Annotated in this window: 18 protein-coding genes and 2 pseudogenes; 13 read left to right on the plus strand and 7 right to left on the minus strand. The window is 66.1% G+C overall.

The features are described 5' to 3' along the window. The first annotated feature begins 72 nt into the window (after positions 1-72). The 12 genes and pseudogenes from NHF48_RS09245 to NHF48_RS09300 all read left to right on the plus strand — a co-directional run bounded on the left by NHF48_RS09245 (position 73) and on the right by NHF48_RS09300 (position 13,998). The gene (locus NHF48_RS09245) at positions 73-876 is read left to right on the plus strand and encodes an IclR family transcriptional regulator (RefSeq protein WP_253070931.1); all 804 of its coding nucleotides are present in this window, start codon (positions 73-75) and stop codon (positions 874-876) included. A gap of 10 nt (positions 877-886) precedes the next feature. After that, positions 887-1,651, plus strand: coding sequence for an SDR family NAD(P)-dependent oxidoreductase (locus NHF48_RS09250; RefSeq protein WP_342454736.1), 765 nt, complete (start codon positions 887-889; stop codon positions 1,649-1,651). Positions 1,652-1,671: 20 nt separating this feature from the next. Beyond that, the gene (locus tag NHF48_RS09255; RefSeq protein WP_253070933.1) at positions 1,672-2,991 is read left to right on the plus strand and encodes a glycoside hydrolase family 28 protein; all 1,320 of its coding nucleotides are present in this window, start codon (positions 1,672-1,674) and stop codon (positions 2,989-2,991) included. Between the two features lie 31 nt (positions 2,992-3,022). Continuing rightward, positions 3,023-3,187, plus strand: a complete 165-nt coding sequence (locus NHF48_RS09260; protein WP_253070934.1) for a hypothetical protein — start codon at positions 3,023-3,025, stop codon at positions 3,185-3,187. 73 nt (positions 3,188-3,260) lie between these two features. Then, a pseudogene (locus tag NHF48_RS09265) lies at positions 3,261-3,576 on the plus strand (L-rhamnose mutarotase). Then, the gene (locus tag NHF48_RS09270) at positions 3,569-5,020 is read left to right on the plus strand and encodes a beta-galactosidase (RefSeq protein ID WP_253070935.1); all 1,452 of its coding nucleotides are present in this window, start codon (positions 3,569-3,571) and stop codon (positions 5,018-5,020) included. Before NHF48_RS09265 ends, NHF48_RS09270 begins: the two are co-directional and overlap by 8 nt. Further along, the gene (locus tag NHF48_RS09275; protein ID WP_253070936.1) at positions 5,007-6,593 is read left to right on the plus strand and encodes a beta galactosidase jelly roll domain-containing protein; all 1,587 of its coding nucleotides are present in this window, start codon (positions 5,007-5,009) and stop codon (positions 6,591-6,593) included. Before NHF48_RS09270 ends, NHF48_RS09275 begins: the two co-directional genes overlap by 14 nt. Beyond that, complete coding sequence (locus NHF48_RS09280; protein ID WP_253070937.1) at positions 6,590-7,822, plus strand: glycosyl hydrolase 53 family protein; 1,233 nt, start codon at positions 6,590-6,592, stop codon at positions 7,820-7,822. The genes NHF48_RS09275 and NHF48_RS09280 overlap by 4 nt, the downstream gene beginning before the upstream one ends. After that, entirely contained in the window at positions 7,823-8,935 is a 1,113-nt protein-coding gene (gene bglB, locus NHF48_RS09285; RefSeq protein WP_253070938.1) for a beta-galactosidase BglB, read from the plus strand. Between the two features lie 74 nt (positions 8,936-9,009). Further along, positions 9,010-11,505, plus strand: coding sequence for a glycosyl hydrolase 115 family protein (locus tag NHF48_RS09290; protein ID WP_253070939.1), 2,496 nt, complete (start codon positions 9,010-9,012; stop codon positions 11,503-11,505). Beyond that, the gene (locus tag NHF48_RS09295; protein WP_253070940.1) at positions 11,495-13,039 is read left to right on the plus strand and encodes an MFS transporter; all 1,545 of its coding nucleotides are present in this window, start codon (positions 11,495-11,497) and stop codon (positions 13,037-13,039) included. The genes NHF48_RS09290 and NHF48_RS09295 overlap by 11 nt, the downstream gene beginning before the upstream one ends. Further along, positions 13,036-13,998 (plus strand): glycoside hydrolase family 43, encoded by a 963-nt coding sequence (locus NHF48_RS09300; RefSeq protein ID WP_263816827.1) that lies wholly within the window; start codon positions 13,036-13,038, stop codon positions 13,996-13,998. Before NHF48_RS09295 ends, NHF48_RS09300 begins: the two co-directional genes overlap by 4 nt. On the opposite strand, the gene NHF48_RS09305 is transcribed toward NHF48_RS09300, so the two are convergent. The 7 genes and pseudogenes from NHF48_RS09305 to rhmD form a co-directional block, all read right to left on the minus strand. Next, entirely contained in the window at positions 13,995-14,831 is an 837-nt protein-coding gene (locus NHF48_RS09305) for an alpha/beta hydrolase (RefSeq protein ID WP_253072381.1), read from the minus strand. The two genes, NHF48_RS09300 and NHF48_RS09305, sit on opposite strands and share 4 nt — an antisense overlap. After that, positions 14,831-15,817: a glycoside hydrolase family 43 protein gene (locus NHF48_RS09310; protein WP_253072382.1), complete on the minus strand. Its 987-nt coding sequence runs from the start codon at positions 15,815-15,817 to the stop codon at positions 14,831-14,833. The genes NHF48_RS09305 and NHF48_RS09310 overlap by 1 nt, the downstream gene beginning before the upstream one ends. A 93-nt stretch (positions 15,818-15,910) precedes the next feature. Then, entirely contained in the window at positions 15,911-16,978 is a 1,068-nt protein-coding gene (gene rhaT / locus NHF48_RS09315; RefSeq protein ID WP_253070942.1) for an L-rhamnose/proton symporter RhaT, read from the minus strand. After that, positions 16,975-17,878 (minus strand): annotated as a pseudogene (locus NHF48_RS09320) (amidohydrolase family protein). The gene rhaT and the pseudogene NHF48_RS09320 overlap by 4 nt, the downstream one beginning before the upstream one ends. A gap of 218 nt (positions 17,879-18,096) precedes the next feature. After that, positions 18,097-18,846 (minus strand): SDR family NAD(P)-dependent oxidoreductase, encoded by a 750-nt coding sequence (locus tag NHF48_RS09325; protein ID WP_136190910.1) that lies wholly within the window; start codon positions 18,844-18,846, stop codon positions 18,097-18,099. Next, entirely contained in the window at positions 18,843-19,700 is an 858-nt protein-coding gene (locus tag NHF48_RS09330) for a fumarylacetoacetate hydrolase family protein (protein WP_253070943.1), read from the minus strand. The genes NHF48_RS09325 and NHF48_RS09330 overlap by 4 nt, the downstream gene beginning before the upstream one ends. Positions 19,701-19,743: 43 nt before the next feature. Continuing rightward, on the minus strand, positions 19,744-20,928 hold the full coding sequence (rhmD, locus tag NHF48_RS09335; RefSeq protein ID WP_253072383.1) for an L-rhamnonate dehydratase: 1,185 nt from the start codon (positions 20,926-20,928) through the stop codon (positions 19,744-19,746). Between the two features lie 360 nt (positions 20,929-21,288). Between rhmD and NHF48_RS09340 the strand changes: the two genes are divergently transcribed. Then, positions 21,289-24,267 carry a TonB-dependent receptor gene (locus NHF48_RS09340; RefSeq protein WP_253070944.1) on the plus strand — a complete coding sequence of 993 codons (2,979 nt, stop codon included), beginning with the start codon at positions 21,289-21,291 and terminating at the stop codon, positions 24,265-24,267. The last annotated feature ends 101 nt before the right edge of the window (positions 24,268-24,368 follow it).

Below are 24,368 nucleotides of genomic sequence, written 5' to 3' on the forward strand. Positions count from 1 at the left end.
GTGTAGCGGGGCCGGAATCGACGCAAGATTCGCCGATTGCCAGCATATAGGAGGCCGTCTTATGGAGTGGGCATGAACACTTCCACGACGAATATCGACAAGTCGGAGTCGGCCGGAAACGGCGTCGGTGCCGGCAGCCAGACGCTCATGCGCGGACTCGACCTGATCGAGGCGGTCAGCCACGAGGTACTGACGCTGAGCGAACTCGCGGCGAAGCTCGACCTGACCAAGAGCACGACGCACCGGCTGCTGAGTGCGCTGGTCGATCGCGGGTATCTCGCCTTCACACCGCGCTCCGGATACCGGCTCGGACCCAAATTATTGTTGCTCGGTACGCTTGCGCAGGCGCAGGCCGATCTGGTGCAGGTCGCACGACCCTATCTGGAGGAGCTGGCCGCCTCCACCGAGGACACCGTGCATCTCGGCGTGTTCGACGGTGACTTCGCGCTGTATCTCGACAAGGTGCCGGGGCGGCGGCGGATCACGATCTCCAGCCGGGTCGGCGATCGCCAGCCGCTGAGCTCGACCGGGCTCGGCAAGGCGCTGATGATCGATTCCTCGCCCAAGTATTGGCAGGAGCGCTTCGACGCGGACCAGGCGGCGGGTGCGCCCAGGGCCGACGCGAAAGTGTGGCGCGAGCGGATGCAAGGCTATGCGACATGCGGTCGTGCGTTCGATCTGGAGGAGAACGAGGATCAGATCCGCTGCGTCGCCGCCCCGATCCGCGATGCCGCGGGCAAGATCGTCGGCGCGATCAGCGTGTCGAGCGCTGCACAGTATATGAGCGACGACCGCATGACGACGCTGACCGACGAGGTTCGCGGCACCGCGGGCGCGATCAGTCGCGAACTCGGGTTCGAGCCGCCAACCGACTAACTGGGAGAAAATAATGTTGCTCGAAGGCAAGACCGTGCTGGTGACCGGCGCATCGGCAGGAATCGGCCGCGCGGTGGCGATCGGTTGTGCGCGACACGGCGCCGACGTCGCGCTGAATTTCGCGCGTGACGTGGCGTGTGCCGAGAGCGCCGTGGCCGAGATCGAGGCGCTCGGGCGGAAAGCCGTCGCGATCCAGGGCGACGCCGCCGATCCGGATACCGCGCGCGACTTCATCGACAAGGCCGTAGCGGCGCTCGGGCGGGTCGACGTGTTCGTCAACAACGCCGGGATCTGTCCGTTCCACGCATTCCTCGACATGCCGGTCGAGACGTTCGAGCGGACCATGCGCGTCAACCTGCATGGCGCGTATTACATGGTCCAGGCGGCGGCTAACCAGATGGTCAAGCAGGGCGATGGGGGCTCGATCATCGCGATGTCGTCGATCTCGGCTTTGGTCGGCGGCGAGTATCAGACGCATTACACCCCGACCAAGGCTGGCCTGCATTCGCTGATGCAGTCGGTCGCGATCGCGCTCGGCAAGCACGGGATCCGCTGCAACTCGCTGTTCCCGGGGACGATCCTGACGGACATCAACAAGGACGATCTCGCCGACGAGGCCAAGCGGTCGTACATGGAAAAACGCATCCCGCTGGGTCGGCTTGGCAAGCCCGACGATCTGGTTGGGCCTACCGTGTTCCTGGCGTCCGATCTCGCGCAATACGTCACCGGCGCCTCGTTGCTGGTCGACGGCGGCATGTACGTGAACCTGCAATAGGCGCGTTCGACGCCTCGCACATGACTCGCCGCGACGTCGGGTTGGGGATCGGCGCGGCGCTGCTTCCCTTCCCTTTGCATGCCGCGATGGTGATCGACGTGCGCAAACTCGGTGCGCGCGGCAATGGGCGGACGATCGACAGCACCGCGATCAACGGCGCTATTGCCGCCGCCGCCAAGGCCGGCGGGGGCACCGTGACCATCCCCGCGGGCCGCTATCTCTGCTTCTCGATCCGGCTCAAAAGCCATGTGACGATCCAGCTTGCCAAGGGCGCGGTAATCGAGGCGGCGGATCCCGCGCGGCATGCCGGACGCTACGGCCTGCCTGAGGACAATGGCGAGCAACTATACCAGGATTTCGGCCACAGCCATTGGCGTAACAGCCTGTTCTGGGGCGACGATGTCGAGAACGTCGCGATTGTCGGCCCCGGCCTGATCCACGGGCTCGGGCTGACACGCGACGGTCCCGGTGCGCGGTGGAAGGTGCAGACCGGCGAGCGGCCGCTGTCGATGCGCCAGATGAGTGCGACCGAAATCGCCCGGCTCGAACCCGATGCTGCGCGCATGAACGGTCTCGGCAACAAGGCTATCGCGTTCAGGAACGGCCGCAATATCCGACTGTCCGGCTTTTCGATGCTCAAATGCGGGCATTTCGCCATCCTCGCAACGGGCACGCGCGACCTGCACATCCACGACCTGACGATCGACACGGATCGCGACGGCATCGACCTCGATTGCGTCCAGCGCTCGATCGTCGAGCGATGCCGGGTCAACACGCCGAACGACGACGCGATCGTCATCAAGAGCAGTTTCGCGCTCGGCCGCGCGGTCGCTTCGGAGGACGTGACCGTGCGGCATTGCGCCGTCTCGGGCTATGATCTCGGCACGATGCTTGATGGCACGCGAAGAACGACGCAGCAACTCGCGCCCGACCGCGACCGCGTGACAGGGCGGATCAAGCTCGGGACCGAAAGCAACGGGGGGATACCGACGCATCCTGATCGAGGATTGCAGCTTCACCCACTGCCGCGGGCTCGCGCTGGAAACGGTGGATGGCGGGTTGATGGAGGACGTCGTCGCACGCCGCATCACGATGCGCGACGTGACGACCGCGCCGCTGTTCCTGCGGATCGGCGACCGACGCCGCGGTCCAGCCGGAACGCAGGTAGGTGCGATCCGGCGGGTAAAGCTAAACGACATCGACGCCACGGGGATCGATCACCGCTTCGCCGCGGCGATCGCCGGGCTGCCCGGCCATCCGGTCGAGGACATCACGTTATCCCGCATCCATCTGTCCTATCGTGGCGGCGGCACGCCCGAGGATGCCGCACGCAGGCCTGAAGACCTCGCCGGCGCCTACCCGGAGCCGAGCATGTTCGGCGTACTGCCCGCCTGGGGCTTGTGGGTCCGGCATGCGAAGGGCCTCGTGATCGACCGCCTCGACCTCGCCAAGACTTCGCCCGATGCGCGCCCGCCCTTCGCAACCGAGAATGCGACCGGACTTTCAATAACGCGGACGCCGCTCTGGCGCGGTTAGCGTTTGACCTGAGCCCGGAACGCCTTTACCAAATCGTACATAGCAATACCACATAGTGGATTGGGAGGGTGCGATGTCGATCCATGCGTTCAGGATGCAGCTGAAGCCCGGCGTGGTCGATGAATACCGCAAGCGCCACGACGAGATCTGGCCCGAACTGTCCGCCTTGCTGACCGAAAGCGGCATCCATGACTATTCGATCTTCCTCGACGAGGCGACGCTGGCGCTGTTCGCCGTCCTGAAGCTCGCCGAACCGAACACCCGCGATGCCCTCCCCCGATCACCCGGTGATGAAACGCTGGTGGGACCACATGGCGCCGCTGATGGAGGTTGAGGATAACAACCGCCCGAAGGAATGGTCGTTGCCGCTGATCTTCCATCATGCTTGATCGTACACGCCTGATCGGGCTGGCACTCGCCACCGCGCTGACGCCGGTCGCCGCGACGGCGCAGGTCGCACGCCCAACGCAGAATCTCGCCGCGCCGGTCAAGACATTCGGCCGCGTGTCGTACGATGCACGGTCGCTGATGATCGATGGCAAGCGTCAGGTGATCTGGTCGAGCGAATTTCACCCGTTCCGCCTGCCCAGCCCCGATCTGTGGCGCGACATCCTGCAGAAGATGAAGGCGAGCGGGTTCAACACCGTCGCGCTGTATTTCGACTGGGGATATCACAGCCCGAAACAGGGCGTGTACGACTTCACCGGCATCCGCGACGTCAAGCGCGTGCTGGCGATGGCGCAGGAAGAAGGGCTCTACGTCATCACCCGCGCCGGGCCGTATGTGAATGCGGAATTGTCGCGCGGCGGGTTTCCGGGCTGGCTGGTCAACCAGAAGGCCCGCGCGAGGACCGACGATCCGGCCTACCTCGCGGCGGTCGATGAGTGGCTCGGCCACGTCAACGCGATCATCGCGCGGCACCAGATCAACGGCGACGGCAAGGGCCATAGCGGCAGCGTCATCCTCCACCAGATCGAGAACGAACTGGCGCTGACCACGCCCGCGCAGCGCCGCTACATGGACCATCTCTACGCCAAGGCACGCGCCGACGGCATCACCGTGCCGCTGTTCCACAACGACCAGGGCCGCAACGGATACTGGGTGCCCGAAAGCTCGACCGTCGCGAACGTCGTGAAGGGGCCGGGCGATCTCTACGCGTTCGACGGCTATCCAGGTGGCACCTGCACCGTCGCGGGCACGCCGACGCGCGGCGTCGCGGCACCCGACTGGGGGTTCTACGGTCCCGGCGGCGCAAAGGGCGGCGCGTCCGCCTCGCCCGACACGCCGGCCTTCCTCGCCGAGTTCGGTGGCGGCTGGTTCGATTACTGGGGCTCGAACGGCGGCTACGAATGCAACGCCATCCAGCGCGGCAAGCGATTCCAGCGCGTGTTCTACGGCACCAATCTCGCCAACGGCATCGACATCCAGAGCTTCTACATGGGCTATGGCGGGACGAGCTGGGGCTGGCTCCCCGCCCCGGTCGTGTTCACGAGCTACGATTACGGCGCGGCGATCTCCGAAGCGCGCGAGGTGCGCAGCAAGGCGGAGGAGATGAAACAGCTCGGCGGGCTGATCGCCGCGGTGCCTGACCTAGCGGGCATGGTCCCCGCCGCGCCGCTGCAGGTGTCGTCGCCGAACGTGCAGGCGTATCACAACCGCAGCCCGGAGAGCGATGCGCGCTTCCTGATGGTGACGCACAAGCCGTCCAACGGCCAGACCGACGACCGCTTCACGATCACCGCCGACCTGCCCGACGGGCGCTACACCTTCCCGCAGGCCGAGCCGATGCGGCTGAACGGGTTCGACGCGAAATGGCTGGTTGCGGGGGGTTAATCTCGGCGGGCAACGGCTGGTCTATTCGACGTCCGAATTGCAAGCCGCGCTGACGATCGATCGCGGCGACGTGATGCTGCTGTACGGTCGCGCTGGAGAGACCGGCGAGACGGTGTTGCGCTATGCGTCCGCACCGACGGTGACACTGCTCGAAGGCACCGCCACCAGCGCGTTCGACGCAGCGAAGGGCGATCTCCGGCTCGATTATACGCATGCCGGGCGCGCGGTAGTGCGAATTACCGGTGGCGGGCGCCCTGCCCTCACGCTGATCATCGCCGACGAGGCCGAGGCGGTACGCTATTGGCGGGGCAGCGACGCGGTGCTCGTGCGTGGGCCCGCGTTGCTGCGCTCGACCAAGGCGACCGGCGGCACGCTGGCGCTGACCGGCGATACTGCCGACACGACTCCGCTCGAAATCTGGGCTCCTACCGCGCTTCGGTCCGCGCAATGGAACGGCACCGCGGTTGCTACGAAAGCGACGGTGATCGGCAGCCGAACCGCGACGGCGGCATTGCCCGGTCCCGCCCCGGTCGTACTCCCGGCGCTGACCAATTGGCGGATGGCGCAGGGTTCGCCCGAAGCCACACCCGGATTCCGACGACAGCAGCTGGCAGGCGATCGACGGACGCGGCAGTGCGACGACGACCGCAAAACCCGATGGCCAACCGAACCTGACGATGGACTCCTACGGCTTCCACGACGGCGACGTCTGGTATCGCGGCCGCTTCACCGGCACGCCCGATGCGAAGCAGATCGCGCTGTTTTACGGCGCGGGGGGTCGGGGATGGTACAGGTCTGGGTCGATGACCAGTTCGTTGGCCAGAATGAGCTGCCGAGCGGCCTGCCGCGGCCGATCACGACCGGGCTCGCGCGGTTCGACTTGCCCGCCTCCGCACAGTCGAACGGCGAGCATGTCGTCAGCGTCATGGTGCGCAACAACGGGCATAATTGGGACCTCGATTCCGACGATTATCACAAGGAAGCGCGCGGGCTGGTTTCCGCATCGATCGAGGCGCCGGGCGGGCGCAGCTTCGGCGTACCGATCGCGTGGAAGATCCAGGGCAAGCTCGGCGGCGAGGAGCTCCCCGATCCGGCGCGCGGCCCCGCCAACAACGGCGGCCAATATGGCGAACGGTTCGGCTGGCACCTGCCGGGCTTCGACGACAAGGCCTGGGTCGCAGCGACCATCCCCGCCACCACGGCGACGCCCGGCACGACCTGGTATCGTACGCGGTTCGATCTCGCCGTGCCGAAGGGCCAGGACACGACGATCGCCCTCGCATTCGGCGACACGACGACCCCGCGCTCGGTCGCCCGCTACCGTGCGCTGCTGTTCGTCAACGGCTGGAACATGGGGCAGTTCATCGCGCATGTCGGACCGCAGCGCGTGTTCCCGATCCCCGAGGGCATCATCAACCACCACGGCGCGAACACCGTCGCGCTCGCGGTCACGTCCGACGGCGCGCCCGGCGATGCGATCGAGCAGGTCCGCCTGGTGACGATGCGCACCGTCAAGGGCGGCGTGCCGGTGCGGATGGTCGCGGCACCCGACCGGCTCGGCGCCGCCAAATGATCACGCGCAGAACATTTGGTGCGGGCGCTGGGGCAGCCTGTCTCGCCAGCATCGCACCAGCTGCAACGGTCGCACGCGGCACAAGGCCATGGCCCTATCTGACCGGCGCGGACGTCTCGTGGATCCCGGAGGACGAGTTCGCCGGCGCGACGTATTTTGAGAACGGTGTCGCCAAGGACCCGCTCGCAATCCTGCGCGATGCGGGGTTCAACGCGATCAAGCTGCGGCTGTTCGTCGATCCTGCTAAGGGGTATTCGAGCGGCAAGCCGGGCGGGCCGTGGTGCGACCTGCCGCGCACGATCGCGTTCGCCAAGCGGATCAAGGCCGCCGGTTTCCACCTGTCGCTGACGCTGCATTATTCAGACACTTGGGCCGACCCGCAGCATCAGGACAAGCCCGCCGCCTGGGCTGCGCTCACCTTTCCCCAACTGGTCGAGGCAGTCCACCGCCATACCGTCGACGCGCTGTCGGCGATGAAGCGCGCAGGCGCCGCACCCGATCTGGTCGTGATCGGCAACGAGACGACCTTCGGCATGCTCTGGCCCGACGGACGCGTGCCGCTGACCATCCCTACCGGCAATCCGCAGACCGATGCGGTGCACATGAACGTGCCCGGCGCAGGCGGGTACGACCGGTTCGCGATGCTGTTGAAAGCCGGGATTGCAGGCGCGCGCGAAGCGACGCCCGAGGCGCGGGTGGCGGTGCACAATCATCTCGGGCGGCATTGGCCGATCGTCCGCTACTGGATGGACAATCTCCTTCAGCGCGGCGTCAAATTCGATGCCACCGGCTTCTCCTGTTACCAGCAACAGGCGCAGGGCGACTGGGCGCGAACCTTTACCGAGTTCGCCAAGGCCTATCCCGAACATGGCTTCCTCGCGCTCGAATATTCGTCGCGCAAACGCTACGTGAACGACCTTGTCCACGCACAACCGCACGGCTGGGGCAGCTTTATTTGGGAGCCGACGCGGCACCAGGAAGCGATCTTCACGCATAATGGCACGCCCGCCGGCGAAGGGCCCAAGCCCGACCTCCTCTCGCAGGGGATCAACGCCGCCGAAGCGCCCGGCGCCGTGACGACACCAATCGTGCCGACGCCACCGAACGGCACGACGCCGTCGACCGGTCATGGCGGCCGCTACGAAGCGGACCCCGAATTTCTCACCCTCTATCGGACGATGGCGCGCGACTACGGGCTCAGCCCTGCGCGTCCCAACAGGAGACTATAAGTGGCTGCCCTCACCCATAACGTGCCGCGCGCGGACGTGACCGCCGCGATCGCCAAGCTGATGGACAACCTCGTCAACATCAAGGACGAGACCGGCGAGTTCCTGCTGCGCCTCGAAGACGGCCGGGTCATCGACACCAAGGGCTGGGCGGGCTGGGAATGGACCCACGGCGTCGGCCTGTTCGGGATGTGGCGCTATTACGAGCAGACCGGCGACGCGGGCGCGCTGGCGATCATCAAGCAGTGGTTCGAGGATCGTTTCGCCGAGGGCACGCCGACCAAGAACATCAACACCGTCGCGCCGTTCATCACGCTCGCCTATCTCTACGAGCGCGAGCCGGATCCGCGCTACATCCCCTATCTCGACACCTGGGCCGAGTGGCTGATGGCACCGGACGGATTGCCCAAGACCGAGGAGGGCGGGTTCCAGCATATCGTCTATAACGACGAGAATCCGGGCGAGATGTGGGACGACACGCTGATGATGTCGGTGTTGCCGCTCGCCAAGATCGGCCTGCTGCTCAACCGCCCGCACTATGTCGAGGAGGCCAAGCGGCAGTTCCTCGTCCATATCAAATACCTGTTCGACAAGAAGACCGGGCTCTGGTTCCACGGCTGGGACTTCAACGGGCGGCACAATTTCGCGGAGGCGCTGTGGGCCCGCGGCAATTGCTGGGTGACGATCGCGATCCCGGAGATCATCGAGATCCTCGACCTGCCGGTGGGCGACGCGTTCCGCACCTTCCTGACCGATACGCTCGCAGCGCAGGTGAAGACGCTCGCCGAGACGCAGGACGAGAGCGGCCTGTGGCACACGCTGGTGATGGACCCGACCAGCTATCTCGAGGCGTCGGCGACCGCGGGCTTCGCCTACGGCATCCTGAAGGGCGTCCGGAAGGGCTATCTGCCGCGCCACTATGAGACGGTCGGGATCAAGGCCGTGCAGGGCGTGCTCGCCAATATCGACGAGGCCGGCGAACTGAAGCAGGTCAGCTTCGGCACAGCGATGGGCGACACGCAGCAATTCTACAAGGATATCGCGCTCACCTCGATGCCTTACGGCCAGAGCCTCGCGATGGTCGCGCTCGCCGAGTTCCTGCGGACCTATATCTGACCCTGCGGCGTGCCTTGCTTGCGGCCGCGCTGTGGCTCGGGGCACCAGCCTCGGCCGAGCCGGTCGCACGTCTCGTGTCGTTCGCGCCCGGGGCGGGTCTCGCACTGGCGGACGCGCAAGGCATCGCGCGCGTGGTGACCGCGCCGGGTGACCACGAGGTCGTCCGGATCGCCGCCGCCGACCTGACGAGCGACCTCCGCCGCGTGACCGGTGCCACGACTGCCAACGGCACGCAGATCTGGCTCGGCACGCTCGGTCGCAACCCCGCGATCGACCGGCTGGTCCGGCGGGGCACGCTCGACGTCTCGAAACTGCGCGGCGCGTGGGAGAGCTTCGTGATCGCCACCGTCGCCAACCCCGCACCCGGTATCCCGGCAGCGCTGGTGATCGTCGGCAGCGATCGTCGCGGGACCGCGTTCGGCGCGTACGAGCTGTCACGCGCGATCGGTGTGTCGCCGTGGCATTGGTGGGCCGACGCCACGCCCGAGCATCACGCCGCGATTTATGCGGCGACCGGTCTCCACCGCTTCGGGCCGCCGTCGGTCCAGTATCGCGGGATTTTCCTCAACGACGAGGACTGGGGGCTGCAACCCTGGGCTGCCAGCACGTTCGAGCCCGAGGCCGGCACGATCGGGCCGAAGACCTATGCCAAACTGTTCGAGCTCATGCTGCGGCTGAAGGCGAACATGGTCTGGCCGGCGATGCACAAAGTCACCGCGCCGTTCAACGCGAACCCGGAGAATGCGCGCCTCGCCGACCGCTATGCGATCGTCATGGGATCGAGCCATGCCGAGCCGATGCTGCGCAACAATGTCGGCGAATGGACGGCGCCGGCGACAGAGTTCAACTATGTGACCAACCCCGCCGGCGTGGCCGACTATTGGCGCACGCGCGTCCGAGCGAACGGCCAGTACGAGAGCGTCTGGACGCTCGGGATGCGCGGCATCCACGACAGCGGGATCGTCGGCCCGACCACCGACGATGCGCGCCGATCGTTGCTCGAACGCATATTCACCGATCAGCGCGCGATGCTGGCGCGCGGCGTGAATCGGGATCTGACGCGCGTCTCGCAGGTCTTCACGCCGTACAAGGAAGTGCTCGACGTATATCGCGGCGGGCTGAAGGTACCCGACGACGTCACGCTGATGTGGCCCGACGATAATTTCGGCTATATCCGCCACGTCCCCGACGCCGCCGAGCGCGCGCGGTCGGGCGGATCGGGCATCTATTATCACTTGTCCTATCTCGGCGCGCCGCTGTCGTATCTCTGGCTGTCGACCACCCCGCCCGCGCTGATCCGCGAGGAACTTGGGCGGGCTTGGGACGCGGGTGCACGGCGGATGTGGGTCGCCAATGTCGGTGACCTCAAGCCTGCGGAACTCGCGACCGATTATTTCCTGCAGCTTGCGTGGGACGTACCGGGCACGCGCGGCAAACCGATCGATACCGTCGTCACGGACTGGGCGGCCGGCACGGTCGGCGCTGATGTCGCGCCGGAGATCGGCGCGATCATGGCCGAGCATCACCGGCTTAATTTCCAGCGCCGGCCCGAGCATCTGCAATGGTGGCTGCCCGGTGAACTCTCGAAGCCGAGCCCGCTTGCCCCTGCCGAGATCGCAACCCGCCTTGCCGCCTTCGATACGTTGCGCGCGCGCGTCCGCTCGATCGTGCAGCGCATTGTGCCCGACCGACGCGACGCGTTCTTCGAGCTGGTCGACTATCCGGTGACCGCGGCGGCACTTGCCAACACGCGCGTGTTCGATGCCGAGGCGCATGACCGCCTGCGCGATACCGATCCGGTTAGTGCGACGGTAGCTGGCGAGCGATCGCGTGCAGCGGACGCTGAAATCACCGCGCTGACGAGCCGCTACAATACCGAGGTCGCTGGTGGAAAGTGGCGGGGAATGATGGCAGTCGAACCCGCCGACGGGCAATGGCGCCGTTACCGCTTGTCGGTTCCAATCCTGCCCGCCCCAACTGCACCTCCCCGGCGGAGGCCGGGGCCCAGTTGGAAGGTCCCTGGTGAGATCGCGCCGCCCTCCGTTACCTCGACCGTGCTAACTGGGCCCCGGCCTTCGCCGGGGAACCGGGAGGTTTTGCCAACGGCAATGATCGTGATCGAGGCGGAAGAGGCAGAAGGTCCACGCACCGGCTGGCGCGTGGTCGACGGCCTCGGCCGCAACGGTGCGGCGGTAGCGACCAGCGTACCGGCGACGCTGTCGTACACTGTCACGCTCCCGCCCGGTCGCTGGCAACTCTCAGCGGAAATGTTGCCGACCTACCCGACGATCGAAGGCGCTGACCTCGCGGTATCGGTCGCGATCGACGGCAGGCCGCCCGTTCGCGTCGGTGTTCCGCGCAAGACCGGCGACAGCGCATGGGCGCTCGCGGTGCTCGACAACCGTTTCGACCTCGCGCTGCCGACACCGCTCGCGGCCGGACGGCACAGTGTGACGATCGGGATCGACGACCCCGCGATCGTGTTCGACGCGCTGCGCTTCGATCCACTTCCCGCTTCCACTTCATCTCCAGCCAACGCCGGTACCCAAGGACTCTCGCATGGCCACTGATCCGATCGCCGCCCGTCCGGCCCTGCCGCTCGCGCCTGCCCGTCCGGTACGCTGGTATAATCTGCTCGCCTACGGATCGAACGACGTGCTCGGCGCGGGGTCGATGGCGGTCATCAGCACGTGGATCCTGATTTTCTACACCAGCTTCTGCGGACTGTCCGCGGCGCAGGCGACGATCATCTTCGGCGTCGCGCGCGTGCTCGATGCGTTTACCAGCCCGACGATCGGCCACCTGTCGGACAATCTCGGGCGAAGCTGGCTGGGGCGCAAGTTCGGACGGCGGCGGTTCTTCATTCTCGCCGCGATCCCGCTGCTGCCGTCGTTCGCGATCATGTGGGTCGCAGGCCAGGGCTTCTGGTATTATCTCGTGACGTACGTGCTGTTCGAGATGGTCTACGCGATGGAGATCATCCCGTACGAGACGCTCGCGTCGGAGATGGCGACCGATTACCGCACCAAGGCCAAATTCGCCGGCGCGCGCATCCTGTGCGGCCAGTGCTCGGCGATCGCGGCGGCGTTCCTGCCGGGCTGGCTGATCGCGTATCTCGGCCCGGATTCGCCCGACACGTATCTGTATATGGGCATGATCTTCTCGGTGCTGTTCATGGGTGCCGCGGGATTGCTGTACGCGTTCAGCTGGGAGCGGCAGCGGCCGGAGGGGCTCGACGAGGTCCAGGCCGTCGAGAAGGCGTCGCTCGGCGCGGCGTTCAAGGCGCTGTACCGCAACCTGTTCTCGACGTTGCGGATCCGCGCGTTCCGACTGCATCTCGGCATGTATCTGGGCGGGTACATCAGCCAGGACATCTACAATGCGGCGTTCACCTATTTCGTGATCTTCGCGCTCGCCGGATCGACCGCGATCGTCGCGAACCTGGTCGGCGTTACGTACATCGTCCAGCTCGTTGCAGTGGTGCTGGCAATCAACTTCGCGTTGCGCCTGTCGCCGGCTGCCGCCTACCGGTTCGCGGCGCTGAGCTTCGCGATCGGCGTGGTGATCTTCCTCGCGATGTACGCGGCGGGCTATACCGCGACGTCGGCGCTGTTCTGGCTGCCGGTGGTGTTCGCCGGGCTCGGCCGCGGCGCGCTGAACTACATCCCCTGGGCGACGTACAACTACATGGCGGACGTCGACGAGATCGTCACCGGGCGCCGGCGCGAAGGCGCGTTCGCCGGCGTGATGACGTTCGTGCGCAAGATGAGCCAGGCGCTGGCGGTGATCCTCGTCGGGCAGGTGATGCAGGCGTCGGGCTTCGTCTCGAAGGCGACCGCGCAGAGCCCGCAGGCGATCTACGCGATCGTCGCAGTGCTGGGCGCCGGGACGATCGCGATGCTCATCTTCGGCGTGCTCGTGTCGACGCGGTTCCGGCTGACGCCCGTCACGCATGCGATCCTGCTGGAGGAGATCGAGCATCTGCGGCGTGGCGAGCGGACGCCATCGACGCCGGACAACGCGCGCGTGGTCGAGGATCTGTCGGGCTGGTCCTACGATAAGCTGTGGGGCAACAACCCCGTCGCGGCGGCGGGCACGCGGTGATCCTGTTCGCCGCCGCGTTGCTCGCCGGCGCGCCGGTTGCGCCGAAACCTCTGTTCCGCGATCCGGTACACGACGGCGCCGCCGATCCCTCGACTGTCTACGATCCCGCCCGCCGCGAATGGGTGATGTTCTACACCAATCGCCGCGCCGACCTGCCGATGGCCGACGCGAAGGACGTGCGCTGGGTGCACGGTACCGCGATCGGCACCGCCCGCTCGTGGGATGGCGTGCACTGGCGTTACGGCGGCACCGCGGCGATCCCCGCATCCTGCACCGGCGCGACGTTGTGGGCGCCCGAAGTGCAGTATCTCGCGGGCCGATGGCACATGTGGCTGACCGTCGTGCCGGGCGTCTTCCGCGACTGGAACGCGCCGCGGTTCATCGTCCACCTGACCTCGCGCGACCTGAAGCGCTGGACTTGCGGCGAGCGGCTGTCGCTCGGCTCCGACCGGGTGATCGACGCGAGCGTCGCGGCGCTGCCCGGTGGCGGCTATCGACTTTGGTACAACGACGAGCGGCTGAACAAGGCGATCCGCTACGCCGACAGCGACGATCTGGTGCACTGGCGCGTGAAGGGCACGATCGTCGATACGCCCGGCGAGGGACCGAAGGCGTTCCGCTGGAAGGGACGCTGGTGGCTTATCTCCGATGCGTGGAAGGGATTGCTCGCGATGCGCTCGGCGGATGGGGAGCACTGGACGCGGCAACCGGGCTACCTGCTCGCAACGCCGGGCCGCGACGAGACCGATCGCGCCAAGGGGCAACATCCCGACGTGATCGTCGCGGGTGATCGTGCGTACATAGTCTATTTCGTTCAGCAGTCCGGCGAACCACAGTCCGCGCGCGATCCCGAATGGCATCGCCGCAGCGTGCTGCAGATCGCCGAACTGAAGGAAAACGACGGTATCCTCACGGTCGACCGCGACGCGCCGACCGTGATCCGGCTCGCGCGCCGCTAATCGAGAAAGCCGACCTGCCGTAGCCACGCTTCGCACAGCGTCGGCCAGATCGAGACAGGCAGCCCCTGCCTATCCAGCGCGAAGCCATGCGGCGCGTCGGCGAAGACGTGGAGTTCCGCCGCACCGCCTGAGTCCTGCCACGCCGTGTGGAGCCGGCGGGCATTCTCGACCGGGACGACGGGATCGTTGCCGGCATAGACGATGAACGCAGGCGGCGGCGACGGCAGAAGTTGCGCATCGGGTTGCAGCCGATCGTACATCGCCTGCTTCTCGACCGGCGGCAGAGGCGGCTTGTCGACAATGATCGTCCGTCCCGCCGCGTTGGTGGAGATCGGGGCATAGCCAATAACCATCACGTCGGGCCGCGTCGGCGCGCCGGGATGACGCGATACCGGCGCCGTCCACTCGTCGGGATACGCCGCGGAGAGGCAGGCAGCCAGATGACCGCCCGACGATAGTCCGACCACGCCGAGCCCCGCCGGTGCGAGACCGCTTCCACGGATCAACCGCATAGCCTCGCGCGCGTCGTTGAGCGGTGCGGCGATGCCGTTGGCAGCATCGGGAAAGCGGTGGATCAGGACGAACGCGTGATAGCCGAGCGCGGTCAGCCAGGCGGCGACCTGCACCCCTTCCCTGCCCGCCATCAACTGCGTGTAGCCGCCGCCGCCAAGCACGAGCATCGCCCGGCCATTGGGCTTGGCGGCACGGAACCCGAGCAGCACCGGTTGGTCGACCGCCGTCACGACCGCGACGTCGGCCGCGACCGAAGGATCCTCTAACGTCACTGCGGGCTCGTCCGCCCACAGCGGCCACACGTCATCTGCACCCAGCATCACGAACACCCCGGTTTAGCGTTGTCGAACGACGAGTGCCCCGGCGTGCAGGGATGCGTCGGATACGCCTCGCCGTCGAGTTCGGTCGCCTCGCGTACCACCGCCAGCCGGTCGCCCTCGTCACGCATCTCGTACAACTTGCCGAGCGCGAAGTTGAACGGCCGGTGGAGGATCATCATCAGCCGGCCATCGAACGCGCGGAACAGCATGCCGTGGCCGCTGTCGCGTTCGACGAGCGGGCCAAGTTGCTCCCACGGACCTTCGATGCCGCCCGATCGCGATCGCGCCTGCCCCTCGACATAGCCCTTCTTGCCATAGCTCGACCACAGCATCAGCAGTGCACCGGTCTTGCTGCGATACAATTCAGGGCCGTCGGTGACATAGACCGTGTCGCCATCGGGCTGTTTCTGGCCGACCACCCATGCCGCGTCATTGGCACTGAACAGCCGCTTCGCCGAGCCCGCCGCGGACAGGTCGTCGTTCAGCGGCACGGCTTCCATCGTGCCGATCGTCGTCTGCCACCATTCATGCGCGTAGACGAGCCACGGCTTGCCTTTCGGGTCGACGTACAGCGTGCCGTCGAGCGACATCTGGTCCTTCGACACGATCGGCTCGCCACCCCGAACCAGTGCGTAATGCCCGTCGATCTTGTCCGCGACCGCGAGGACGGTGCCGCGGCGATAGGTCGCGCGCTTGCCGTTGGGCGTCAGCGGCGAGGCCGGATCGTGGAACGTCGCGAAGAGATACCAGCGGTTCTTCCAGCGGTGCACTTCCGGCGCCCAGCTTCCCGCCTTGGCCCAGACGTCGCCGGGCAACACGAACACCAGCTTGGGCCTGGTCCAGTGCTTCAGGTCGCGGCTCGCATACATCATCGTACCCAGCCGCGGGTCGCCGGTCATCGCGACCTCGTTGCGGGTGAAGAGGTAATAGGTACGACTGGCCTTGTCGGCGACGACCCACGGATCGTGGAGGTGCATCGCGGTCATCACCAACGGCGCGTCGGGCTCGCGCGGCGGGGGTTGCGGGTGCGGCCCCCGCGAGTGCAAACAGGCTGGCGACGATCAGGTGCGCGATCCGGGTCATGCGACGGTCTCCACCGCGATGCTGTTGCCATAGCCGATCACCACGGTCGCGATCAGCAGCAGTGCGACGCCCGCCCAGACCACAGCCTTGATCCGCGCGCCGGCGTCCTTCCATTCGCGAAACGCGAAGCCCCACAGCGTGCCGAAAATGATGATGCTCGCCATGTGCAGCGTCCAGCTCGAGAAGCCAAGACGGCCCATCTGGCTCTCCCCCATCGTGTAGAAGAAGAACTGAAAATACCAGGTGACGCCCGCGAGTGCGCTCAGTGCGTAGTTGCGCAGAAGCGGCGGGCGGGCGCCGTCGGTCGTGCGGCCGAGCCATTGCTTTGCGCTGCGGTTCTTCACGATCAGCCAGCCGCACCAAACACCGTTGGTGACGAGGCCGCCGGCCATGATCAGGCACAGTACGGGAAGCCCGGTCCAGAGCGGCCCAGTGCCCGCGATCGCCGACAGCGCCTTGATCGGTTCGCCCGCAGCCAGCCCGAACGCGAAGCACGCGGACATGATCCCGGCACCGATCGCGACGACGATGCCCTTTCGAAAATCGAACTCGGCGACGACCGCCAGCTTTTGCTCCGGCGTCAGCAGCGCATCCTTCATCGCGCCCGCGATCGCGACGACGACGATGCCGGCGAGCGTCAGGCCGATGCCGGCGAGGACGATGTTGCCGGAGGTGGTCGCGATCAGCTTCTCGTGGAACTCACCCGTAAAGGCCGGCGGGATCAGCGTGCCGAACACGGTACACAGCCCGAGCACGACGGCCATGCCGAGCGACAGCCCGAGATAGCGCATGACGAGCCCGTATCCGAGCCCACCGAACCCCCACAACACGCCGAACACCATCGGCCACCAGAACGCGGTCGACGGCGCGCGCCCGAGCACGCCGAGCAGGTCGTGCGTCTGGAGGCTGGCGGAGAACCACGGCGCGACCAGCCACGATACGACGCCGCCCGTCAGCCAGTAGATCTCCCACGACCATCGCTTCACCCCGCGATAGGGGACGTAGAAGCTGGCCGACGCGAGCCCGCCGAGCCAGTGATACAGTACTCCGAGCAGCGGGTTCAAAGGTCGAGACCCAGCCGGTAGATCCGGTTCGCATTGCCGCCGAACAGCGCGCGGCGTTCGTCCTCGGCGAAGTCGGCGACCAGCACGTGATAGGTCTCGAGGTAGCGATCGATCGGCGCGAACAGTGTGTCGGTGGGCGCGTCGCTGGCGAACAGGCAGCGATCGGTGCCGTACAGGTCGATCGCTTCGAGGGAGGAAGGGCCGCACGTTCTCCGGCGTCCAGTCGCGCGCGATGAAGCCGAGCCCCGACAGCTTGATCGCGACATGCGGCAGCGCGGCGAGCACGCGCAGGCCCTCGCGCCATTCCGTTATGCCATCGGGATCGGTGAGCACCGGCATGCCGAGGTGGTTGATGATGACCGGGATATCTGGATGACGCGCGATCAGCGGCGCGACGCCCGGCATTTGCGCGGGGTAGCATTGCAGGTCGAACGAGAGCGCGTGCGTACGCAGCAGCGCGTAGCCCGCCTGCCACTGGGCATCCTGCGTGAGGTCGCGCGCCGTGTAGCTGCGAGCCGGATCGGCGTGCCAGTTGACGATCTGGCGGATGCCCCGAACATGGGGGAACGCAGCCTGCGCAGCGAGGTGCGTCTCGACGTCGGGATCGTCCAGCGGTGCGTAGGCGACGATCGCGTTCGGCAAGCCGTGCTCGGCGGCGATTCCCTCCAGCCAGCGCGTCTCGTCGAGCGCGTGCACCGGGTCCGCACCCGCGTCGACATGCACCGCGCCAACGACATTCCACCGCGCGAGCGCCGCGCGGTACTCGGCGATTCCGAAGTCGCGCGCGATCGGCTCGACGCTGCCATTGGGGCCATCATCGGCGAAGGGCGGCGACAGCCACGGATAACGGATGTGGCTCAGGTCCCACAGGTGGATATGCGCGTCGACGAACGAGATCATCGCCTTCTCTCCTGGGATATTGCTGGCGTGCCGCCTCGTGTCGGGCAGCTTTGCTGGGGGATTTGCGATTACGGTCCGAACGATCCTCCCCCGCCAGGGGGAGGTGGCGCCAAAGGCGACGGAGGGGGAGGATACGGAACAGAGGTTACCCTTACCTCCCCCTCCGTCTGGCAAGTGCCAGCCACCTCCCCCTGGCGGGGGAGCATACAAAAGTCCCCTTAGAACGTCGTCCGTCCCCCCGACGTGTCGAACGTCGACGCCGTCGTGAAACTACATTCCTCGGACGCCATGAAGCACACCATCGCGGTCGATTCCGGGATTTCGCCGAGCCGCCCCATCGGGATCTTCGAGCGCATATACTCGACCTGGCTCGCCGGAAGCTGCTCCAGGATCGGGCTCTCGAACGTCGCCGGGGTCAGCGCGTTGGCGATGATGCCCTTACCCGCGAGTTCCTTGCCGAGGCTCTTGGTCAGGCCGATCACCGCCGCCTTGGTCGCCGAATAGGCGGACGCGTTGGGATTGCCCTCCTTGCCCGCCACCGACGACACGTTGACGATGCGGCCATAACCGTTCGCCAACATCAGCGGCACGACCGTCCGGCAGCAATAGAACAACCCGTTCAAATTGATGTCGACGACGCGCTTCCAGCTGTCGAGCGGGTAGTCTTGGACCGGCGCGGTCGCCCCCGTGATTCCGGCCGAACAGATCAGGATGTCGACCTTGCCGAGCACGGCCGCGCTCTCGTCCGCTGCCGCGACGACCGCGTCGACGTCGGACACGTCGAGCGCAACGACATGCGCCGCGCCAACCTCGTCCTTCGCGACCGCGAGCTTGGCTGCGTCGAGATCCCACAGCACGACGCTGCCGCCCTCCGCGACGATCCGCTTGGCGACATCCTTGCCGAGTCCCGACGCGCCGCCGGTGACGATCGCGCAGCGACCGGCAAACCGCCCCCCATAGATCGTCATGCGATCGAACCTTCACCCAGATGGCGCCATTCGACGACCGACTGACGCTGCGTCCCGAGCCCGGCGATGCCCAGTTCCATCACGTCGCCGGGCTTCAGGAAGATCGACTCGGGCTTCTTGCCCTCGCCCACGCCCGGCGGCGTGCCGGTGATCAGCAGGTCGCCGGGATAGAGCGTGATATATTCGCTGACGTACGCGATCAGCTGCTTCAGATTGAAGATCATCGTCTTCGTATTGCCGGTCTGCATCCGCGTGCCGTTGACGTCGAGGTGCATGTCGAGGTCCTGCGCGTCGCCGATTTCGTCCGGCGTCACCACCCACGGGCCGACCGGACAGAAGGTGTCGTGGCCCTTGCCCTTGCTCCACTGCGACCCGCGCTGCTTCTGGTTGAACCGCTCCGACACGTCGTTGGCGAGCACATAGCCCGCGACCTTGTCGAGCGCCTCGTCCTCCGCGACGTAGCGGCAGGTCTTGCCGATGATGACGCCGAGCTCGACCTCCCAGTCGCCATGCGTCGAACCGCGCGGCAGGACGACGTCGTCGTTCGGGCCGCTGAGGCTGGACAGCGGCTTCATGAACATCATCGGTTCGGTCGGGATCGGCAGGCCGGATTCGATCGCGTGATCGCGGTAGTTGAGGCCGATCGCGACGATCTTGCCGATGCCCTTGATCGGCACGCCGTAGCGCGGCTTACCGTCGACGACCGGCAGCGACGCGGGATCGGCCGCGAGCGCCTGCGCCAGCGTTGCGACGCTGAGATCGTCGATCACGCCCGACAGGTCGCGGATCGCACCGTCGGCATCGACGATGCCGGGCTTTTCCTGGCCGGGTTGGCCGTAGCGGCAGAGTTTCATGAGGGGACTTTCGGAAAAGAGAATGGCGAAAAGAGAGACTGGATCAATGCGTGTAGGGGCGGTGCATCGCGATCTCGGGGTTGAGCGTGACGCCGAACCCCGGCGCATAGAGCGCGCTCGCCTTCATCCGGCCGTTCTGCGGCACGGGCTCGCCAAGCAGCTGCGGATGGAACATTGGCACCACTTCGGTCGGTCCCGGATGCATCATCAGGAACTCGGCAAACGGCGAATTGTGGCGCGTGATGACGAAGTGGTAGCTGTAGACCGACGACCCGTGCGGCACGACCATCTTGCCGTGCGCATCGGCCAGCGCGCTGATCTTGAGCAGTTCGGTGACGCCGCCGCACCAGCCGACATCCGGCTGGATGATGTCGCAACAGTCCATCTCGAGCAGCATCCGGAAGCCCCAGCGCGTCGCCTCGTGCTCGCCGGTGGTGACCAGCATGCCCTTGGGCACGTTGCGCTTCAGCTCGGCATAGCCCCAGTAATCGTCGGGGCTGATCGCCTCCTCGATCCACTTCAGGCCATGCTCGTGCGCGGCGATCGCGAGCCGCGTGGCATAGTCGACGTCGAGCGCCATCCAGCAATCGAGCATCAGCCAGAAATCGGGGCCGCATTTCTCGCGCATGTCGGCGATCATCGCGATGTTCCTCTTCATGCCCTCGGCGCCCTCGGCGGGGCCGTGGTGGAGCGGCATCTTGCCACCGATGAAGCCGAGCTCCTTGGCGACGTCGGGCCGCGCGCCGGTCGCGTAGAATTGCAGTTCGTCGCGCACCGCACCGCCGAGCAGGTGATAGACCGGCTCCTGGCGCAGCTTGCCGAGGAGATCCCACAGCGCGAGATCGACCCCGGAGATCGCGTTCACGACCAGCCCCTTGCGGCCGTAATATTGCGTCGAGAAGTACATCTGGTCCCAGATCTTCTCGTACTCGGTCGGCGAGCGTCCTTCGAGGAAGCGCGCGAGGTGCTTCTCGACGATGAACGCTGCGGGCTCGCCACCAGTGGTGACCGCGAAGCCGACCGTGCCGTCCTCCGCCTCGATCTCGACGACCAGCGTGCCGAGCACGTTGATCCCGAAGCTCTGGCGCGACTGGCGGTATTCGGGATAGCGGCTCATCGGCGTCGCGATGTGGTCATCGATCCAGTGCCCCGCGCCCTGGTCGTGATAATCGGCACCGCCACCACGGACGACGAACGCCCGGACGTGCTTGATCTTCGGCAAAGTCACAATCGCCACGCTCAACGCTCCTCATCCCCCGCGCCCCACCGGAGGCGCGTCACACCATCGAACGATGTCCGCGTCCTGCCCGCCCGGTCTGCTTCGACCCGGCAACGCAGCACATTCACGTCTCACTCGACGATTTTCATCATCTCATTTTGTGAGACGAATGATTACTTGATGAGAATGTTCGCGTCAAACGCAGACTTGCGCTGATGCTGGGAATCCCTCGTGCAGCCTGTGGACGGGCTCGCATCCGACCACCCCGCGGAAAAGGCCTGACACGGCCATAAATTAATGATATGTGATCAGTCATCTTACAATGTGGTAAATCACCGAAGAGTGGTTCTGCGCAAAGGGGGGATACCAATGAACGGTTTACGTCTCACGGCCTGCATTCGTAGCGGCACGTCGATGCTCGCGCTGCTCTCTGCCGGGGTTGCGACTACCGCCACGGCTCAGCAGGCATCCCCGCCGACGACGACAACTGCGGAGACGCCCCCCGAACCCGCGACGCCAGCCGATGCAATCCAGACCGACGACATCATCGTCACGGGTTTCCGCGCGTCGCTCACCACCGCGATCAACCAGAAGCGCAACGAAACCGCCGCCATCGACAGCATCGTCGCGGAGGACATCGGCAAGTTCCCGGACTCGAACCTGGCCGAATCGATGCAGCGCATTCCCGGCGTCGCGCTCGCCCGCGGCGACGGTGGCGAAGGCCGCAACATTTCGGTCCGCGGGCTGGGCGCGGCGTTCACCCGCGTCCGCATCAACGGCATGGAAGGCACATCGCAGACCGGATCGTCCGACATCTATGGCGGCGGCAACAACGGCCGCAGTTTCGATTTCAACGTCTTCCCGACCGAGATCTTCTCGTCGCTCGCGGTTCGCAAGACGCCCTCGGCCGATGTCGAGGAAGGCTCGCTCGGCGCGACCGTCGACCTCTCCGCACCGAAGCCACTGGCCGGCAAGCAGGACTTCACGCTCAGCGCGACCGTCCGCGGCGTCTACAGCGAACTCGCCAAGAAGGTGAACCCACGCGCCTCGCTGCTGATCGCGAAGAAATTCGACGACGGACGGTTCGGCGTCCTCGGCTCGGTCGCCTATCAGGAGCGCGACATCCGCGAAGTCGGCTATTCCGCCGTCGACATCCTGTCCGCCAATACCAACGGGCTGTTCTGTTCTCCGGTCGGCTTCGCGCCCGCCACGCCGGCGATCGGCAGCAAGGGGGCCGATGCCGCGAACTGCTATCCCGGCACGCCGCGTACCAGCACGGCGGCAGCGTTCAACACGGTGCTCGCCGCGCGCCGCCCCGACCTGCCCAACACCGCCGGCAGTGGCGCGTTCTTCCCGCGCATCCCGCGCTACCTGAATTCGGAACAGAAGCAGAAGCGGCTCGGCGGGACGCTCAGCTTCCAGTTCCAGCCCGACGCGGCGACCGATATTTCGCTCGACCTGCTCTATTCGCGTTTCCACGTCGTGCGCCGGGACAATTACATCGAAGCGATTTCGTTCGCGCGCTCGGCCGCGAACAACGGCCAGCCGGTGATGTCGATCAAGGACGTCCAGCTGACACCGCAAGGCGGCCTGATCTACGGCCTGTTCGACGGCGTCGACGTTCGCTCCGAAGGGCTGGTCGACGATTTCACGTCGACGTTCAAGCAGGCCAATCTCAACATCAAGCACGACTTCACCGACAGCTTCGGGATCACCGCGCTGTTCGGGCTCAACCAGGCCAAGGCGTTCGGCAAACGGCGCTTCCAGTATTTCATGGATGCGATCGACACACCCAATTTCTCGATCGACTACCGCGACGGCAATGATACGCCGAAGCTCGGCTTCGGTTTCGACGTGTCCGATCCGACCCGCTTCAACTACGGACCTGCGCTTGCCGACGGCACCGTGCGCGGCGGCTACAGCTTCCAGGCGCGTCCCTCGACCAACACCAACAACGGACTGACCGCGGAAACGAACCTGCATTGGAAGGTCGCCGACGTGCTGACGCTCAAGGCGGGCGGCCAATATCGCCGCAGCGATTTCACGTTGCGCAACGTCATCCCGTACACTGCGGATACGCTCACCAGAGCGCTGCCCGCCGGCACCACGCTCGCCGACATCACGCACCAGATCAGCGGAGTCGGCAATCTCTGGGGCAATGGCGCGCCGTCGAGCTGGGCATCGCTCGATCCCGACAAGTTGATCAGCACGTTCAACCTGGACGCGGTGCGCTATTGCGGCACCGAATGCGGCGCACAGTCCAGCCGGGTACTCGAGGAAGTCTCGTCGGCCTATGCGATGGCGGCGTTCGATCTCGGCGACCGGCTCGGCGGCATCGGTGTCCGCGGCGACGCGGGCGTCCGCTTCGTCCACACCGACCAGCTGTCGTCGGGCTTCATCTCGGTCGCGCTCGCAGGCTCGCCGACAGGCGTGACCGGTCGGTTCGCCACCGCGAACAAGCGCTACAGCGACTGGCTGCCCTCCGGTAACCTCGTGATCGAACCGATCGAGGACCTGCTGTTCCGCTTCTCGGGCGCGAAGGTGCTCGCCCGACCGGAGCTCGGCGTGCTGACCCCCACCAGCGGCGTCAACGCGATCACGCGCAACGGCAGCGTCCAGAACCCGCAACTCGATCCGATCCGTGCCAACACCTTCGATGCGGCGATCGAATGGTATTTCCGCCCGGGCGCGCTGCTGTCCGCCGCGTTCTTCTACAAGGATCTGAAATCCTACGTGCAGAGCGTCAACACGCTCATCCCGTTCAGCGATCTGGGCCTGCCGAACGAACTTCTCGCGGGCAGCAACACGTTGCCGAGCGAACTCTTCACGATCGCGCAGCCGCTCAACACGCCCGGTGGCCCGTTGAAGGGCGTCGAGGTCAACGCGCAGGTGCCCTTCACCTTCCTGCCGGGGTTCCTCAGAAACTTCGGCGCGCTGGCGAACTACACGCACGTCACCTCGCGGATCGACTATATTCTTGCCAGCGTGAACGGCGTGCCGACCGTCACGACCACCGCCAACCTGATCGGCCTGTCGAAGAACACCGCATCGGGCACGCTCTATTACGAGGACAGCAAGTTCAGCATCCGCGGCACCGCCAATTACCGCGACGGCTTCATCCGTGGCATCCCCGCTTCCCCCGGCAGCGATCTCCAGGGGAATGACAGCACGCTGTTCGTCGATGCGTCCGCGTCGTTTGCGGTGACGGACACCGTGAAGCTCATCCTCGAGGGGACCAACCTGACCGACGAGCAGAACCGGCTTTATACCGACAGCGTCCGCCAGGACACACTGTTCCAGACCCGGATCGGTCGCACGGTGACGTTCGGCGTCAACTTCAAGCTGTGACGATCGACCCAAACAGGCGAAAAATCTCCTTCAACGACGGCCGCGTGGTCGGCCAGGCCGATAGGGACTTGGCTTCCTGTCGCGGCGCTCATAAAGCGGGC

Origin of the sequence: Sphingomonas sp. H160509, from assembly GCF_024124765.2 — a bacterium.
Lineage (GTDB): Bacteria > Pseudomonadota > Alphaproteobacteria > Sphingomonadales > Sphingomonadaceae > Sphingomonas.

What these genes read in the sequence shown, in the direction of transcription:
- NHF48_RS09245 (WP_253070931.1), top strand. Translation starts at nt 73, where the DNA reads ATGAACACTTCCACGACGAATATCGACAAGTCGGAGTCGGCCGGAAAC.
- NHF48_RS09255 (WP_253070933.1), top strand. Translation starts at nt 1,672, where the DNA reads ATGACTCGCCGCGACGTCGGGTTGGGGATCGGCGCGGCGCTGCTTCCC.
- NHF48_RS09280 (WP_253070937.1), top strand. Translation starts at nt 6,590, where the DNA reads ATGATCACGCGCAGAACATTTGGTGCGGGCGCTGGGGCAGCCTGTCTC.
- NHF48_RS09310 (WP_253072382.1), bottom strand. Translation starts at nt 15,817, where the DNA reads ATGACCGCGATGCACCTCCACGATCCGTGGGTCGTCGCCGACAAGGCC.
- NHF48_RS09330 (WP_253070943.1), bottom strand. Translation starts at nt 19,700, where the DNA reads ATGAAACTCTGCCGCTACGGCCAACCCGGCCAGGAAAAGCCCGGCATC.
- NHF48_RS09340 (WP_253070944.1), top strand. Translation starts at nt 21,289, where the DNA reads ATGAACGGTTTACGTCTCACGGCCTGCATTCGTAGCGGCACGTCGATG.
- NHF48_RS09270 (WP_253070935.1), top strand. Translation starts at nt 3,569, where the DNA reads ATGCTTGATCGTACACGCCTGATCGGGCTGGCACTCGCCACCGCGCTG.
- NHF48_RS09305 (WP_253072381.1), bottom strand. Translation starts at nt 14,831, where the DNA reads ATGCTGGGTGCAGATGACGTGTGGCCGCTGTGGGCGGACGAGCCCGCA.
- NHF48_RS09260 (WP_253070934.1), top strand. Translation starts at nt 3,023, where the DNA reads ATGTTCGGCGTACTGCCCGCCTGGGGCTTGTGGGTCCGGCATGCGAAG.
- NHF48_RS09295 (WP_253070940.1), top strand. Translation starts at nt 11,495, where the DNA reads ATGGCCACTGATCCGATCGCCGCCCGTCCGGCCCTGCCGCTCGCGCCT.
- NHF48_RS09325 (WP_136190910.1), bottom strand. Translation starts at nt 18,846, where the DNA reads ATGACGATCTATGGGGGGCGGTTTGCCGGTCGCTGCGCGATCGTCACC.